This is a genomic window from Methyloterricola oryzae, from assembly GCF_000934725.1.
In the GTDB taxonomy this organism is placed as follows: domain Bacteria; phylum Pseudomonadota; class Gammaproteobacteria; order Methylococcales; family Methylococcaceae; genus Methyloterricola; species Methyloterricola oryzae.
The window spans coordinates 108,398-124,801 of sequence record NZ_JYNS01000006.1 but is presented as its reverse complement, the minus strand read 5'-3'; the positions used below and the strand labels follow the sequence as shown (position 1 = coordinate 124,801).

Genomic DNA, 16,404 nt, shown 5'->3' with positions numbered 1-16,404 from the left:
TTGTGGCAGAGTATCACTAAAAATAACCAGAGCCTACCGGCCTGCGAGAGCTTAGCGCAGGAGAATGAAAAACCAAATGAATACCGATGTTGCGATCTCTGTAAAAAAGTTAAGTAAATGCTATCGAGTATACGAAGCTCCATCTGACCGCCTAAAGCAGGGCTTGCAGCGACTATGGGGTGGTAAGAAGTTATATGGCAGGGATTTCTGGGCGCTACGTGATGTATCATTCGAAATGAAAAAGGGTGAATGCCTGGGGGTACTCGGAAGAAATGGTGCTGGTAAGAGTACGCTGTTACAACTTATTGCTGGGACACTCGAGCCAACATACGGAACCCTACAAGTCAATGGCGTTGTGGCTGCGTTGTTGGAGTTGGGCAGTGGGTTTAACCCAGAGTTTACTGGACGGGAAAACGTATTTCTGAATGCGACTATATTAGGCCTATCTACTGAAAGCATAAATAATGCACTCGATGATATTTTAGCATTTGCTGACATAGGTGAATTTATTGAGCAGCCGGTAAAAAACTACAGTTCCGGGATGTTGATGCGATTGGCTTTTGCGGTTCAGACAGCCGTGCAACCCAGTGTGCTAATCGTTGACGAAGCTCTTTCTGTCGGAGATGCAAGATTTCAGCGAAAATGCTTCGAGCGAATGAATCGCTTGAAGGAAAGCGGCACTACCATACTATTTGTCACGCACGATTCTGGAACGGTGGTGCAAATTTGTGACAGGGCCATCATCATCGAAGGCGGTCGCCTCTACGACCAAGGCGAACCACAGTTAATGGCTAAGATATACCATCGGCTCTTGTTTGGCGAAGGTAACTCACATGACGCTAAAGCCGAGGTATCGAAGTTTAGCGTGAATGCTGAGGCCAAAGCCGACGCTCATGATGGCATATCTGAGAAACGGGTTGATTCCACACTTGATTCTTCGATTTCGGGCGACCGCGAGGTTCGCTATGGAAGCAAAGATGTAGAAATTACAGATATAACAATAATTGACGCACAAGGTGCGAGCACCTCGTATTTGCTCGTCAACCAAACCTATGAGTTTCAGTTCAGGGTCCGGTATAATCGTGACATTGCTTCGGGAGTTGCATTTGGTTTCATTATTTCCAATGTACGGGGGATAGAAATTTATGCGACAAAAGGGGCATTACATGGACTCTTCTTGCGGGCAGGAAAAAAGGGGGAGCAGTTCGAGTGCGCAATGCGGTTGGTAATGTTGCTTACTCCCGGTGTGTATTTCTTAAGTGCTGCTGTGGCTCCAGGTGATGACTCCAAACAGGACGAAGCACATTTTTATGATGTCAAATTTGACGCTCTGGAGTTTCGTGTGGCAGGCAAGGTGCGTTGCCATGCGACGAGTATTGTGGAACTAAATGCTGATTTGACTTGGAATTCTATATAGTGGTCTTATGGGTATTGCATATGGCGCATTGAAATTTTTTTTTGAGGAAGGTCGTAGAGATCCTTGGCGGGGTAAGGTACTTACATTGGGAAAACAGAATATTGCGTTTGGAAGCGAAGGCCTGCAACAGGCCTCGATTCAGTATTCCTACGCGCTCCGCAGTTTTTCAGTCGGAGATGTCGCCTCAGAACTGAGTGATCGCGCCTTTTTTCATGCTCTCGGATTCTCGCATATTGACTCAATGGACTTTTCAAATTACGAGGGAGCGAATATAAGGCACGATCTCAATGACTCCAATCCGCCTATAGACTGTTACGACGCATATGACTTGGTGCTGGATGGAGGAACAATGGAGCACGTGTTTCACCTTCCAAATGCGTTGCAGTGCATAGGCAAGATGGTAAGAGTTGGGGGGCGAATTATTCACATTAGTCCTATGTCTAACTGTGTTGATCATGGGTTCTACTGTTTCAGTCCGACGCTATTTGTAGATTATTATTCAGCGAACTGTTTTGAAATCGAGCGAATAATGTATTGCCGGTTTGATAAGGATCCTTCTGTGGATCCTTGGTCGTGTTTTGATTATGACAAGAGCGCCATGGGTATTCTAGATGCTGGAGTATACTTCTTGATGGCTTGTGTTAGAAAGACTCCTGATTCAACGGTAGACCATATCCCGATTCAGGGGTATTACAGGACTGAGGTCTGGGGTGGTGGTAAGACTTAATAATATTGGTAATGTCGACTATAAATAATGGAAACTGTGTCCTGTCCGCTTTGTCGCTCAAATGAGCATAGGCTTTTGTTTAAGCGAAGGGATTATACTCATTCAGTCACTGATGATGAGTTTCATGTGGTTAAATGCGTCAAGTGTGGATTTGTTTTCGTAAATCCACGTCCGAATATCCATGAGATTCACGCTTATTATACGGATGAGTTTTATTTATCCCATCTTACCGCAGAGCAGTTGCTGGCGGAAACTCGGGTACGTAATAAGGCAAAGTGTGCTATGATTGGCCGCTTTAATCCGGGTCGATTGCTCGATATTGGTTGTCAAAAAGGAGAATTTTTATACGAAGCCCAGAGAAATGGGTGGCAAGTAAACGGTATTGAGTTTTCTGATAAACCTCCAAATCTGTTTCATTTGCCAATTTTTTATGGGTCCGTTGAAGAGGCGCCATACCCCGCTGATTATTTTGATCTCGTAACCATGTGGGCTGTGCTAGAGCACGTGCATGATCCCCGAAGTACGCTATCGTATATCAGGCGGGTGCTAAAGAAACAAGGGAGGGCATTTGTGCTTGTTCCGAATTTCAATAGTATCCCAGGAAGGTTGATGCGCCATGATGACGTGCCAAGGCATCTTGTAATGTTCACGCCCGACACCTTTAAGCGGATGGCGGAGGAAGAAGGTTTTCGAGTGGTTAGGACCGTATTCAGCAATGACATATTTTCAGGTTCGTGTCGTGGTGTTTTGAATTTTTTATACAAAATGTTAAGAGGCGAATCGCTGGAGGAAATCGTCGCGCAAAATCGGCAGCCAGGACGTTGGAGTGAATTCTCGAATTGTGTCAACGGTACCTTGTCGAATGTCATGCTAAAAGTCGATCGTTTTGATATTTGGCTAAGCCAATATCTGGATCACTTGGTAAATAAGCTTGGTTTTGGTTTTATCATGACAGTCGAAATCGCCCCACATGATTCCAGGCCATCAACAATTTTGGACTGAAAAATGCCAGATATTAAAGATCATCCTACATGTGCAGCGGATATTTCGTTACTTGTTCCTTATTACAGATCGTTGCCTGTATATCGAGAATTGGTTGAGCTAAATCATAAGGTATCGATGCTCCATCCCGATGTGCTAGCTATCCTTTATCATTTGGGCGGGCACTGCATCAAACCGATTTTAGAGATTGGTCCTTATATTGGCGGATCTACGATCGCAATGAGCATGGGTATTCGGCGATTTGGAGATAGGCAACGAATAGTTACAATCGAGTTGGGTGGAACGCTTGATCATCCTCAGCATGGTTCCCTGGATATCGTCAAGGATCTCGTGAGAAATTTGGAGGTTTATGGCGCATCGGATTATGCGGATGTTTTGGTTGGTAATAGCCGACATCAGGACATTGTTAGTGCTGCTCGTGGAATATTAGGCAAGAGTGGTGTGGGCCTCTTCTTTATTGATGCTGATGGACAAGTTGACATGGATCTTGACAGGTACGGCGATTTGATGGGCCCAGGGGCTTATTTGGTGGTCGATGACTATTTTTCTGGTGGCGATTGGGCTGCGCCTGAGGATAAGGTAGTGCCCACCAAGAGCACCCTTGATTCACTCGAGAAAGCTGGCAAGGTTGAATGCTTGGGGATCTATGGGTGGGGTACGTGGGTTGGACTAATAAAATGATTTTATTTTAACTGGTGATGCAGATTAGCGGCATTCATCTGCAAGGATCTTTCATGCTGTGCCCTTGTTGTTATCTTGTTTGCAGATTCGGCAGGTTGTCGTTCATGCTGCAGGGGGGTATTGAATGAAGTATTTTGGTCAAGGATAAGCTCTGTGAATAGTACATTAAGCGCCCTGCCGGTAAATTACTCTCCTGTCATTGTAGGCGAGCAAGAAATTTTTGACGATGCGGAGTATGCATTCCGAGTTGCAGAAAGCTATTTGGCATGTATTAGTGGTGGCGTAGAGGCAATTCGTGGAAAGAATATTCTTGAAATAGGTCCAGGAATCAATCTTGGCGCTCTCTTGATCCTTAAGTGTCTTGGAGCGAGAGTAGTCTGTGCTGCTGACAGGTTTTTGTGTCGTTTTCAAAGTGGCTATCATGTGCCTCTATACAGTCGTATAAAAGCGCTTCTCCCAAACAAGTTTCCGGGGGTGGATTCTTTTGCACTCGACCGTTGTATACAGGGTGAAAGTCACTGTGAGGAAGTTATTCTGTGCAAAGAGTGCGCATTGGAAGAACTGGCAGACGAGCTGCCGTCGGAGTTCGATCTAACGTTTTCAAACGCAGTCTTTGAGCATCTCTATTTGCCGTTTCAGGCATTTTTGGCGCTCCACCGTCTTATGGCTGACGGAGGATGTGGGTATCATCAGGTAGATTTCAGGGATCATCGTCATTTTGACAGGCCGCTGGAATACCTTTTACACGACGAGTTTACGTTTAACGACTTGTTGCACCGGTGCAATGCCGAATGCGGCAATCGCCTCCGCCCTCATGAGATGCACGCGATGTTCTCGGCCGCTGGCTTTCGTAGGATAAGCTTTGTCGCAAATATGTGGGCGGAATCCGAGTATCTGCAGAAATTCGTGCCGAGACTCAGGCGTTGCACGGTAACTCCTTATGCTTTCATGGATGTTGGCTTGCTGCAGGAGATTAGCGGGCGATTTCATTTGGAGAAATAGGTTTAGGTGGAGCGAAAAAGTAATTTGGGATTTGTGGTAATTACCTGGTAGGACTTTGATGGATCCAATGATAACAAGGGTCGCGCAATACATTCGCGCGCGCGAGGATCAGCGATGTGCGGTATAGCGGGACTATTTAACGTCGCCGGTATTGTCTCGTCAACGGAGGAGGCGGAATACCTGCTGGGGCAGATGAACGACTCGATGGTACATCGAGGGCCTGATGGCGAGGGGATTTGGATAGATCCGCGACTCCGGTGCGGAGTGGCGCATCGTCGATTAAGTATTATTGATACATCATTTGCCGGTCGGCAGCCCATGGTTAGCGCAAACGACCAGTGGGTTATTTCGTTCAATGGCGAGATCTACAATTTCCAGGAAATTCAACCGGAGTTAGTTGCTGCTGGAGTTCAGTTACGGGGCAGAACGGATACAGAAGTTTTGCTTGAGGCCATTGCTCTTTGGGGGCTGAATGCGCTTCCCAAGCTGGATGGAATGTTTGCGTTTGCTGCATTCAACAAGGATACGGGTGAGTTGATTTTGGCGCGCGATCCGTTCGGAGAGAAGCCGCTTTACTACATGGAGTTACCAAGAGGCGGGCTTGCCTTTGCGTCTGAGCTTCAAGCGCTCGAATGTCTGCCATGGTTTGAAGGCGATGTCAGCGCCGATTCGATTGGCGAACTATTGATGTTCCAGTATATAGGTGCTCCGCGTACCATCTATCGATCCGTAAAAAAGCTGGAGCCGGGTTGTTGGCTTCTGGGAAAAGCGGACATAGGATTAACGAAGGGGCGGTATTTCGAGTTCAAACCTGGCAGTGAGGGATTCACGGATCAGCCGCTGGAGGAGCTTGTTGATGAATTGGATGACATTCTTACAAGGAGCGTGCGGCGGCGATTGATTTCGGATGTTCCGCTTGGCGCGTTTCTTTCGGGAGGTGTGGACTCCTCTACCGTCTGTGCTTTGGTACACAAGAAACTTGAACGGCCGCTAAAGACCTTTTCGATCGGTTTCGAAAACACACCTGAAAGTGAACACGAAGCTGCGAGAATGTTTGCCCGTCATCTGGAAACAGAACATCACGATCAGATTCTGGCACCCCACACGAGCGAATTTTTGTTGGATATCGGGCGCTTGTTGGACGAACCGAATGGCGACAGTTCCTGCATGCCAACCTATCTCCTTTCCCGGTATGCTCGGCAATTTGTTACGGTGGCATTGTCGGGCGATGGCGGTGACGAAATGTTTTGCGGCTACGGGCGGTACTTTTCGACCCTGGATGAGGCTGAGCGGGCGAGGCGGGGAGAATTGCCAGGTTGGCGGCCAGGTCAAGCTTACTACGCCAACCGCATCCTGGTTTCCGTAGAGAAGCACATTCGGGAGTTGTTCGGATTCATGCCGGAAGGCCTGACACATCACCTTGCGACGCTTCGCAATTCTATCGAAGTGGACGCAGTTCCCTTGATGTGTCGGCTACGAAAAAGCGATGTCGACCACTATATGCCAGGCGCAGTGCTGCCAAAAGTGGATCGAATGAGCATGCAGCATTCGCTGGAGGTGCGTACTCCTTTTCTCAATACCGAGCTTTCGCGATTTTGCGAGCGGATACCACCGAAGTTCCTTTATGACCGGGGGCGTGGGAAATTATTGCTGCGCGAACTGGCCTGTCGTTACCTGCCACGCGATTGGATCGACGCGCCAAAAAGGGGATTTGGCATTCCGATGACCCAATGGGGTCGCGAGGAACTTCTCGGCGCGGCTACGAAACTCCTTGAAAGCGATGACAGCCGGATTCGTGAGGCTTTTGGCTCTGAAGCCGTCGAACGGTTCATGAGTCGTCAACGCTCGCCTGACGGATTCGCGACGTATCAAGTATGGGCGTTGTCTACGCTTGAGTCGTGGTGCCGAAAGCATCCCGCTATTTTGCCAACATTGAAGGAGAGCCGAGCGGTCGGACGCCGCGCATCATCGTTGCGCCCGTCTAATTCCTTGATGGCGTGGCAAGTCAACAAATCGCTCTTTGTCGTATGGCGACGGCTCGAGTCAAACAACGCCAATGCCAGCAACTCGTTCGGTGATTCACCCGACACGCACTATATCGCGTCGCAAGCCAGAATGCTGATTTCGGAATTCGCGGCGATAAAGGAATTGGATTTAAAGTCTTGGCACTGGGATGACGAAATAGCTGACGGTGAAGGGCCTTTCGAACTATTCAGCATACCTGGCGTGATGCATGGCCTGACAAACTTGGAAGGCGCCACGCTCCTGTTTTTCGAGCCAGAAGACGCTAGCGAATCGCTGGGCTACGAGCAATTAACGTTAATGGCGGGGGCGGGAGTTCTCGAAGTGGTATTTCCTCATCCGCATTCTGATGATCTGATCGTCCGGATTAAGTTTCGGCGGCGCGCCGCGGGTCATCGAGCATTGACTGTGGAAGGCCGAGAACTTGCCATGCTGAAGGCAAAGGCTATCTCACTTCCGAAAGCCGTTGCGCAAATGGAAGGGTATAGGCACCAGTCAGGTATCATTCGGGCCTTGCCGTCGGCACATGACGTCGAATTGTCGGATCGTTTTATGTTGTTCGAAGGAACACGGCAACTGCCGCCGGTTCCGGCGTCTCACAACGACATAGCGCGACTGGGTGGGGGACGGTATTCTATCTGGAATCAAACTTGTATTTTCTCACCCTCTGGCCCTGTCTGTGAAGCGAAGGGTGATTACTGGTTAGTGGAAAAAAGCAGATTTACTAGTCAGTTACTTCCCATTATCACGGATTATATCGAGCGTAGCGGGGCGCCTCGGTACCGGCCTACCTTGCCGAACGATGTGTCACCGACATTGTTTGCTTGGAAAGTAAATAAGCATTGTTTTGCGCTCGCTGGATTGGATGACGCCCTCGGCTCGCCGCTGCCAACAAAAAGTGAGCTTGATTTGCCGCATTGGAAGGAATTCAATGCATTACTCCTACGATTGGCATTTTCAGGAAAGTTTTCTAATAAGGACGCATTGATAATCGACAAAGAAACTGCCCTTGCTAACGGGTGTGCGCCGTTGCCCGGTTGGGCCGATGATGAAGGAGCAGTGCGTCAACCGCTAAAAGGAGCCTGGCTTTTGGTGCCACATGGTTCAGTAGCGGAATGGTTGGGGGGGGGGCAAGTGCACAGGTTCCGCCAGTTGGGAGTAGAAAAACTGATCTTTTTGCATCCACATTTCTCGAATAGCAAATCGGTAGTAATCCGGTTACAAAAGAAGAACATATTGCTCGAACTGCTTGATCTCTTTCGCCTCAGATGGCGAGGTGTTCCTCTGACACGATATTTTGATGGCCGCCGGATTCTGCCGACCCAAGGCAATCGATGTGACGTGGGGCCACTGTCCAATCTGCCGCCGGCTTCCGATACAGAGATGTCTGATAGCTTCTTGTTGTTTGAAGGTATGCGGCAACTGCCTCCTGTACCGGTTACGCATGCGGATATCGAACAGCGCGGGGAGGGTCGCTATTCGATATGGAACCAATGGTGCATTTTTTCCCGCTTATCGACCGATTCGGCTCCGCGCTCACACTTTTGGCTGGTCGAAAAGGACGATGCATCTCGTGATCGGCTACCCATTTACCCGGAGTGCATTCCATTTCCTGCGTTCTCCGAAACCACCAGCTTTCCTAGCCGGGTGAGTAACTTTATCGCCCAGCAAGCCTCTCCCGAGCAACCATCGCGATTGCAACCGGGGGATTCGGTGATCGTAATGACACATGGCCTACCTCCCGGTGGAGCGGAAAGGCAGTGGTGCTATCTGGCCTTGAGCTTGCTGAAAAAGGGATACCGAGTCACTGTTCTGCTATCGGACAGTCTCGACGAGGGGGACAACCGTCACTATTTGCAAATGTTACAGGCAAGCCAAGTTGAGGTTTTAGAAATCGATCAGGTCGATGCCGCCCAGGTAATAAAGACTTTGCCTAACGATCCTGAAACCTTACTCTTGCTTCATCCGGAAACGAATCCGTTCGGTTTCAGGCTGGCACAACTCAGTTATCTACTAGCGCTCATTAAACCCAAGGCACTGTTCGCCCAGCTCGATTCGACCAATTTGCTGGCGGGGATCGCCGGCCATGTGGCGTCGGTGCCTCACATCGTGATGTCCTTCCGCAATTATAATCCTTCCAATTTTTGGTACTTGCGAAATAGCTGGTTTCAGCCTTTGTATCAGACTCTCGCCGAATCGTCCCGCACGCTGTTTTCGGGGAATTCCACCGATGCGAACCGAGACTACGCGAAATGGATTGGCGTGGCTCCCGAAAGAGTAACGCTCATACCCAACGCGATTGATACATCACTCTTCGCGCGTCCGGATACCCACGCTTTGAACATTCTAGCCGAAGATTTGAGGCTCGTTGGTGGGGTACCGGTCATTCTCGGCGTGTTTCGCCTTTCCGAGGAAAAAGAGCCATTGGCGTTTCTGGAAGTTTGTGCGGGTGTGCATCGAATAATGCCCTCGGTGCGGGTCATAGTCGCGGGTGTTGGTCCCATGCAAGCGGCAATGGAAATCCGTATCCAGGAACTCGGTCTCGAAGAAACTGTGACGCTGCTGGGGAAACGAAAGGATATTGCAGGATTGATGTCTTTGGCTTCGCTGCTTTTGAGCACATCTTCATTCGAAGGAATGTCGAACGTCATCATGGAAGCGCAATTGCTCGGCCTTCCGGTGGTCGCAACCAGAACCGGGGCCAACGAAGACATCCTACAGCACGGGCGTGGCGGATACGTCTGCCCGGTCGGCGACGTGGAGATTCTTACGCAGTCATGCTTAGAGATATTAACAAAACCACAGTTCGCCTCAGAAATGGCAAGCGCGGCGAGCGAGCGTATTAAGACAGAATTCACCTTGGATCTGCTTGCGGAACGACATATACAACTTATTAATGACCGATGTTCATGAAGGACAATACCGTTATAAACAGGCTCTCTGTAGTACTGGTTTCAATTTATCTCTTCTCGGTTGCAGCGTGGTTATTGTTGACCCGTCAGATTCCTTCTCCCAGTCTGGGACGATTGGTGCTGGCACGCTTGCGGCGCCCCTATTCAGGCGACTTGGACGAAATGCGTCAAGAACAGGGGCATTGTTGGCTCGCTGCGTTGCCAAGTCATCTACTCACAGATCAAGAAAGCGCTTCCTGTCTAATGGTTTTCGAAAACGGAAAGCCGCTGGGGCCGGCTCACGCCGCTCACGAAGAGATCCGCCGGATAGGCGGCGGCCGATTTTCGCACTGGGGGGGCGACCTTTTCTTTTCAACTTCCGATAATACCGATCCGCGAACCAACGGACGCAACTATCGGGTAAAGGAAGTCAGGTAATGTCCATAAAGCCTATTTTCAATCGAGTACTCCCCATACTGTGCGACCCCACGACGGGCGAGGCGCTGACTTTCGATGGAGAAAACTTCAGGAGCAGCACTGACTCGTACCCAATCGTCGGAGGGGTTCCTCGTTTCGTTTCCAGCGATCACTATGTCGGCTCGTTTAGCTTCGAGTGGAACACGCACCATGACACCCAGCTCGATTGCGTACGTGGAGATCGGTCCTCGGAAAAGGAATTTATTGCGAAGACCCAGTTTACGCCGGAAGAACTCTCTGGAAAGTTGGTCTTGGATGCAGGTGTCGGTGCGGGAAGATACGCTGATATCGTAAGCCGCTGGGGGGGCGATTTGGTTGGAGTGGACCTCAGTTATGCTGTCGAGGCGTCCAATAGAAATTTCCTGGATAGAGGAAACGTCTGGATTGCTCAGGCTGATATCGGCGCCCTGCCATTCAAACCTGAAACGTTTGATGTCATATTTTCGATTGGCGTACTGCACCATACACCCAACACGAAGGATTACTTCATGAAGCTAGTCCGCCTAGTCAAGCCGGGCGGAACGATTGCGATATGGGTTTATCCACGGCATGGCGATTATATTATCAGGGAGCGCTGGATCCGTTTCGTAAACAAGATCCCGAGCCGCATGTTTTACCGATGGTGCCGGTGGTTCATACCATGGGCTACTGCCCACCTTGATAACCCATGGATTGGAGCCATACGGAGAATTTTTCCGTTCCCAACCCATGGATTGGGAATCGAGCATGATATTCTCGATACCTTCGATGGCTATTCACCGACATACCATGGCATTCATTCTCCTGAAGAAGTTGAGGGATGGTTCCGGGAGGCGGGGCTGGAGAATATATACAGGCCAAGTGATTGGTTCACCTGCGTGAGGGGATTTAAGCCGAGATGACGCTGGTCGTCTACGTTAATTGCCGCATTTGATTTGTCAAACTAGCTAAAAGGGTAACGCCGGTGCTCCCATTGTCATCACGTAAGCAAAAGATCCTAGAACTAGCGAATCAACTCGCGGGGACTCGAAGTCACTGGATAGAGAAGAATAGATACTACTACCAGCAAGATTATCAGTTCATGCGCTTCCTCGTTCCGGAGGGGGCGCGTGTTCTGGATCTGGGGTGTGGGACGGGACGCTTGCTTGCGGAGTTGAGACCTTCCCAGGGCGTCGGGGTTGATTTCAGTCCGGCGATGATTGAAGAGGCCCAGCGGACTTATCCCCAGTACCAATTCCATGTGGCAGATGTCGAGGACGACAATGCGCTTACAGTTATTGAGGGGACTTTCGACTACATCATCCTTTCAGACACAATTGGATCCTTGGAGGACTGTCAGCGAACATTTTCGACGCTGCACAAATTCTGCAATGGACAAACCCGTGTCGTTGTTGCCTATTACGACCAGATTTGGGGGCCGGTCTTGCGTCTTGCCGAAAAACTTGGATTCAAGATGCCGCAAGAAGAACAAAACTGGCTGGAAACGGGGGATATCGTCAATATTCTCCACCTCGCCGACTTTGACGTGGTCAAACAGGAATGGCGTCAGCTAATACCTCGCAGTCTATTCGGTCTTGGGAGCATTATTAATAAGTACGTGGCACCATTTCCAGGGGTTCGCCGGCTTTGTCTGAGAAACTATGTTGTTGCCCGCTCGTCGCTTCTAATTGAGCGACAAGAGTTTAGTGTATCAGTTGTCATTCCTGCGCGGAACGAGAAAGGTAATATTGAGGCCGCAGTCCAGCGTCTTCCAAAATTCGGCACGCGCCAGGAAGTTGTATTTGTGGAGGGACATAGCCAGGATGGTACCCTGGAGGAGATGTATCGGGTTCGGGATCGGTATCCGAGCATGGATATCAAGGTGACGACGCAGGATGGGCGAGGGAAAGGGGACGCCGTACGTAAAGGATTTTCCATGGCCAGCGGAGACATTTTGATGATCCTGGACGCGGATTTGACCATGCCTCCCGAGGATCTGCCCAAGTTCTACGATGCCATCGCCAGCGGCAAGGGTGAGTTCATCAACGGGTCGCGGCTGGTTTACCCAATGGAGGAGGGAGCCATGCGATTCCTGAACCATATGGCGAATGAAGTTTTTTCGTGGCTTTTCTCTTGGCTTCTGAATCAGCGATTCACCGATACTCTGTGCGGGACCAAGGTGCTGACGAAAACTAACTATGAAGGTATTGCGGCTAATAGAAAATATTTTGGCGACTTTGACCCATTCGGCGATTTTGATCTCATTTTTGGCGCTGCAAAGCTCAATTTGAAAGTCACTGAGATACCAATACGCTATGCCAGTCGTATTTATGGTGAAACCCAGATTTCTCGCTTCCGCCATGGATGGTTACTATTGAAAATGGTGGCGTTCGCTTTCCGGAAGTTGAAGGCCTTGTCATGAGCGGGGAGATGCTGGAGCAGCACCGCCAGCTTTGGCAAGAAAAGCCAGTACTTCGTGCCATATATGAGGACTACTATCGCCGAATGGTGAGCCATTGCGTTCCCGGAACGACGCTGGAGATAGGCGGAGGGTCGGGCAATCTCAAAGCACACCGGGACGACGTGATTTCAACAGATATAGTCCAGACGCCGTGGCTTGACGCTGCTGCCGACGCCCAGAGTCTGCCTTTTCGAGATGCTGCATTTTCCAATATTCTGGCGGTCGACGTACTTCATCATATCGAATGTCCAGTGAAGTTTTTCACCGAGGCTGAGCGAGTATTGGCAGCTGGAGGGAGGATTGTGCTCTTGGAACCCGGCATTAGCACAATCAGCGGTTTGTTTTATCGCTTCTTCCATCCAGAGCCGGTGGATATGACCGTCAACCCATTCGAGGACATTGTGCCCAATCCAGATCGTAGACCTTTCGATGCAAATCAGGCAATTCCAACGCTACTGTTTATCAAGAGGCGGGAGGAATTCGAGGCGGCCTTTTCGGGGTTGAGGGTTCTACATGTGAATTGGCTAAGTCTATTCGCATATCCGCTTTCGGGTGGTTTTCGGAGATGGAGTTTAATCCCGGTTTCAGTTGTCGATAAGATCCTCCAATTAGAGGAGCGAATATCCATGGCGGTTGGACGGGTTCTTGCCTTTCGCTTACTTATTGTCTTGGGTAAAGTTAATTAACCCTGATTGGTTAGCGTGGCACTTGTCGAATAAAAGTGGAAGGTTAATAAAATTCAGAGCCTCCATTTGATATGACCACACTCCCTTAGACTATTTTTGATTAATCGTCAAGCATATGCATATGCCCATATGTGGGAATTGTAATGATCGCTGCAAACAGGAGGAAATGCAGTGGAATGGAAACCTATTGCTTGACGTCGGGACCGAAAAAAGCGCGATCAGCCGTTATTTGTAAATGATGGTTTATAAGAAGCTTCCTGGCTGACACTATGCGGACGTCTGTGTTTCATGTCTTTTGGGTAAATCGGTATCGATTCGGTCGGGTTCTCGCGCTCTTGACCAGCGCTGTTATTGGGTTCTTTTGGATCACGGCGCCGACGATTGACTTCGGGGTTATGGCTTCTCAGATTGCCGCAGAAGACGGCCGCGCGTATATCTTTTCCATGCCACAGGGCGTCAGATATCCTTATTTTATCGGAAGTGACGAGGACGGTAATTCAACGCGATCAAATCTTGAGATTCTGGAAGATGGCACGGCGCTGGGTCCATCGCACAGCCCTCATGATGAGATACGTGCGCAGGGTGGTGGTAGGTTTTCGCATTGGAACGGTACCGTCTATTTTTCGGCATCGGACGACTCAGATCCAAGAAAGAATGGACGTGCCTACAGAGTGCGGGTCAGAGCGGAAATGTGGCCTCATCTTATACTTCTGGCGGCCGTTCTCATTTTGTGGGCGATTTTTTCAGCCGATATTACACGACAGCACATCAAGCGGAGTGTATTTTCCGTTAGAAGATCCATGCTTGGCTGCAATTGGATATCTGCTTTTCATGTGCTGTGGATGTATTGGCTGCGATTTGGTCGGGCACTCGCGCTACTGACAAGCGCTGTAATTGGAATCTATTGGCTCACTGCCCCGACTTTTGAGTTCCGAATCAAGCCCTCTCAGATAGCCTCGGAAGTTGGACGCGCGTATGTCTTTTCCATGCCGCCACGCGTCGGGTTTCCCTATTCTTTTGGTGGTGACGAGGAAGGCACGTTAACGCAGTCTAGTCTTGAAATACTGGAACAGGGCCAGGCCCTTGGGCCGTCGCATAGCCTTCATGACGAGATTCGTGGGCAGGGCGGCGGCAGGTTTTCGCTGTGGAATGGGACCGTATATTTTTCGACATCGGACGGGTCAGATCCAAGACGCAACGGACGTGCCTATATAGTGCGGGCACAGGCCGGGATCTGGCCTCAGCTCATACTTCTGGCGTGTGGCCTAACCTTGTGGGCCGCTCTTTCAACAGGCGCCATTCGGCAAATCATCGGTCGAGCACTGTTTTCTATATCAACACCGACGCTTGTTTCACCAAAGACTTTAGTCATTTCGGCCTTGGTCGCTGTAGGTACTGTGTGCACGGTTCTATTTGATAGGTGGCATGCCGGCCGCGCCGTATCAATCGCTGTGGCTAGTTTTCTTCCGGTAAGTGATGCGTCCGGGTATCGGATTTGCGCCACTGAATTTCTTTCGAATGGCGGGGTATGGCCACCGCTTGTCGGAGAATGGTGTAGTCGACGGAGCATCTATCCCAGCTTTTTGGCTGGGATAATGGCAGTAACCAATTTCCATCCATGGCTCACATACGTCATCGAAGCAATTCTGATAGTACTAGGGATTCTTTCGCTTAGTGTCGTCTGCATGCGGGAGCTAGGAATCATCGGCGCGTTATTAACCTTCGTTTTGTTGCTGCTGTACGCGAGCGAGCACGCAATTGGCGTCACGATGACGGAGGTATTTGGCCTCGCGGCTGGAACGACGGGTATCGCGATGTTGGTTTCCGGGGTCGCAAATAAGTCCTTATTTGCGGCAATATTTGGGTTATCTCTGCTGAGTACGGCAATGTTTGCGCGCGCGGGCGCCATACCAGTATTGCCCGTTTTAGCTGTCTGGATACTATGGTGGCGGCGCGGCGAAGGGTCTTTCAAAAAGCGCTTGACCTACGTGATTCTGGCAACCGCGGCGGGATTCCTATTGCAATGGCTGGTTGTTGAGGCGCAGGGGCTCAAGGTCGGCGCTGCCGGTGGGAACTTTTCTACGGTACTATACCGGCTGTCGATTGGCGCAGACAATTGGGCGAGAGCTTATTCCGATCATCCAGAGTTGTTCAATGGTTCGATAAACGAGCAAGATGCATTTAGATCGTTATATCGAATCGCCTTTAATAATATTATAAATAATCCGCAAACGATTTTATTAGCTTATATTAAAGAGGCGAAAGTAGCAGCTGAAAATTTCTTCGTATTTGGGGTAAATGGGGCTTTTCGTTATCTCCTGATCGTTTTCTTATTTCTTGGTTTAATAAGGAGTCTTCGGCGGTACAGAGAGAGCGCATCGTCGCTGCTTCTGGTGGCGCTACTGGCTGAGTTCATGTCAGCGCCCTTGCTCTTTAGTGACGGCGGGCCCAGGTTGTTCGCCGCAACTGTCGGATTCCGCGCCGTTCTTGTCGCCGCTGGTGCCAGCTATGCGGTAAAATTGATGTTAAAGATCTGTTGCTTAAATTCGACTGTAGGCGCGAGCAGTACCTATCGCTACCAATTTGATACGGTTGGGCCCAAATTTGCACTCGGGCTTGGCGTTGTTTTGGTCGCTCTTGTATTAATTCCGAATACACCATTAGTGCGACCGATTGAGTTGACCCCTCTAGGAGAGATTTCCTGTAATGCGCCATATGCTGGGAAAATCTTAAGAATTGACAGAGATACCTTGACGTTCTCCATCGTTTCTGAGGCAAAGCATTCAAGTGTCATTCCATTCCGTATCGGTGCAGAAACGTTGAGATCAGGCATGCCAGAAACTTGGTTTTCTAATGATTTTATCTCGCTTTCGGCGCCGATTACCTTGATTCAAGGGATTGATCGCTCTACGTCTGGCTTTCGTGAGCCGGCGCGGTATTTGTGGCATGGATTACTCCCTGTAAATTCGGGTCTTTTAGGGCTGTGTGTGTCGGTAACCTCCTGGGTGGATCTTGCGGGCGCTCATTACTATGAGATACATGAAATAAAGCCTGTTTCGAATTAGTAACCGGCTGAGTTC

11 protein-coding genes are annotated in these 16,404 nt (G+C 49.7%); all 11 read left to right on the top strand.

What is annotated here, in order from left to right:
• Nucleotides 1–76: 76 nt before the first annotated feature.
• The 11 genes from EK23_RS10220 (at nucleotide 77) to EK23_RS23275 (ending at nucleotide 16,389) form a co-directional block, all read left to right on the top strand.
• A complete protein-coding gene (locus EK23_RS10220; RefSeq protein WP_045225252.1) occupies nucleotides 77–1,417 on the top strand; it encodes an ABC transporter ATP-binding protein in 1,341 nt (446 codons plus the stop codon).
• A 7-nt stretch (nucleotides 1,418–1,424) separates the two neighbouring features.
• Nucleotides 1,425–2,144 carry a hypothetical protein gene (locus tag EK23_RS21715; RefSeq protein WP_052808099.1) on the top strand — a complete coding sequence of 240 codons (720 nt, stop codon included), beginning with the start codon at nucleotides 1,425–1,427 and terminating at the stop codon, nucleotides 2,142–2,144.
• A 126-nt stretch (nucleotides 2,145–2,270) separates the two neighbouring features.
• Nucleotides 2,271–3,146: a class I SAM-dependent methyltransferase gene (locus tag EK23_RS22485; protein WP_235281997.1), complete on the top strand. Its 876-nt coding sequence runs from the start codon at nucleotides 2,271–2,273 to the stop codon at nucleotides 3,144–3,146.
• Nucleotides 3,147–3,149: 3 nt separating this feature from the next.
• Entirely contained in the window at nucleotides 3,150–3,827 is a 678-nt protein-coding gene (locus EK23_RS10205) for an O-methyltransferase (protein ID WP_145998626.1), read from the top strand.
• 153 nt (nucleotides 3,828–3,980) lie between these two features.
• Nucleotides 3,981–4,829: a class I SAM-dependent methyltransferase gene (locus EK23_RS23285; protein ID WP_145998625.1), complete on the top strand. Its 849-nt coding sequence runs from the start codon at nucleotides 3,981–3,983 to the stop codon at nucleotides 4,827–4,829.
• 114 nt (nucleotides 4,830–4,943) lie between these two features.
• Nucleotides 4,944–9,764 (top strand): asparagine synthase (glutamine-hydrolyzing), encoded by a 4,821-nt coding sequence (gene asnB, locus EK23_RS10190; protein ID WP_082054094.1) that lies wholly within the window; start codon nucleotides 4,944–4,946, stop codon nucleotides 9,762–9,764.
• On the top strand, nucleotides 9,761–10,180 hold the full coding sequence (locus EK23_RS23280) for a hypothetical protein (RefSeq protein WP_145998624.1): 420 nt from the start codon (nucleotides 9,761–9,763) through the stop codon (nucleotides 10,178–10,180). The genes asnB and EK23_RS23280 overlap by 4 nt, the downstream gene beginning before the upstream one ends.
• Nucleotides 10,180–11,100 carry a class I SAM-dependent methyltransferase gene (locus tag EK23_RS21710; protein WP_052808098.1) on the top strand — a complete coding sequence of 307 codons (921 nt, stop codon included), beginning with the start codon at nucleotides 10,180–10,182 and terminating at the stop codon, nucleotides 11,098–11,100. Before EK23_RS23280 ends, EK23_RS21710 begins: the two co-directional genes overlap by 1 nt.
• 62 nt (nucleotides 11,101–11,162) lie before the next feature.
• Nucleotides 11,163–12,599 carry a glycosyltransferase gene (locus EK23_RS10180; RefSeq protein ID WP_045225246.1) on the top strand — a complete coding sequence of 479 codons (1,437 nt, stop codon included), beginning with the start codon at nucleotides 11,163–11,165 and terminating at the stop codon, nucleotides 12,597–12,599.
• Nucleotides 12,542–13,324 (top strand): class I SAM-dependent methyltransferase, encoded by a 783-nt coding sequence (locus EK23_RS10175; RefSeq protein ID WP_235281995.1) that lies wholly within the window; start codon nucleotides 12,542–12,544, stop codon nucleotides 13,322–13,324. The genes EK23_RS10180 and EK23_RS10175 overlap by 58 nt, the downstream gene beginning before the upstream one ends.
• A 395-nt stretch (nucleotides 13,325–13,719) precedes the next feature.
• Nucleotides 13,720–16,389, top strand: coding sequence for a hypothetical protein (locus tag EK23_RS23275; RefSeq protein WP_145998623.1), 2,670 nt, complete (start codon nucleotides 13,720–13,722; stop codon nucleotides 16,387–16,389).
• Nucleotides 16,390–16,404 lie beyond the last annotated feature (15 nt).

What these genes read in the sequence shown, in the direction of transcription:
- EK23_RS10220 (WP_045225252.1), top strand. Translation starts at nt 77, where the DNA reads ATGAATACCGATGTTGCGATCTCTGTAAAAAAGTTAAGTAAATGCTAT.
- EK23_RS21715 (WP_052808099.1), top strand. Translation starts at nt 1,425, where the DNA reads ATGGGTATTGCATATGGCGCATTGAAATTTTTTTTTGAGGAAGGTCGT.
- EK23_RS10205 (WP_145998626.1), top strand. Translation starts at nt 3,150, where the DNA reads ATGCCAGATATTAAAGATCATCCTACATGTGCAGCGGATATTTCGTTA.
- asnB (WP_082054094.1), top strand. Translation starts at nt 4,944, where the DNA reads ATGTGCGGTATAGCGGGACTATTTAACGTCGCCGGTATTGTCTCGTCA.
- EK23_RS23280 (WP_145998624.1), top strand. Translation starts at nt 9,761, where the DNA reads ATGAAGGACAATACCGTTATAAACAGGCTCTCTGTAGTACTGGTTTCA.
- EK23_RS21710 (WP_052808098.1), top strand. Translation starts at nt 10,180, where the DNA reads ATGTCCATAAAGCCTATTTTCAATCGAGTACTCCCCATACTGTGCGAC.
- EK23_RS10175 (WP_235281995.1), top strand. Translation starts at nt 12,542, where the DNA reads ATGGTTACTATTGAAAATGGTGGCGTTCGCTTTCCGGAAGTTGAAGGC.
- EK23_RS23275 (WP_145998623.1), top strand. Translation starts at nt 13,720, where the DNA reads ATGGCTTCTCAGATTGCCGCAGAAGACGGCCGCGCGTATATCTTTTCC.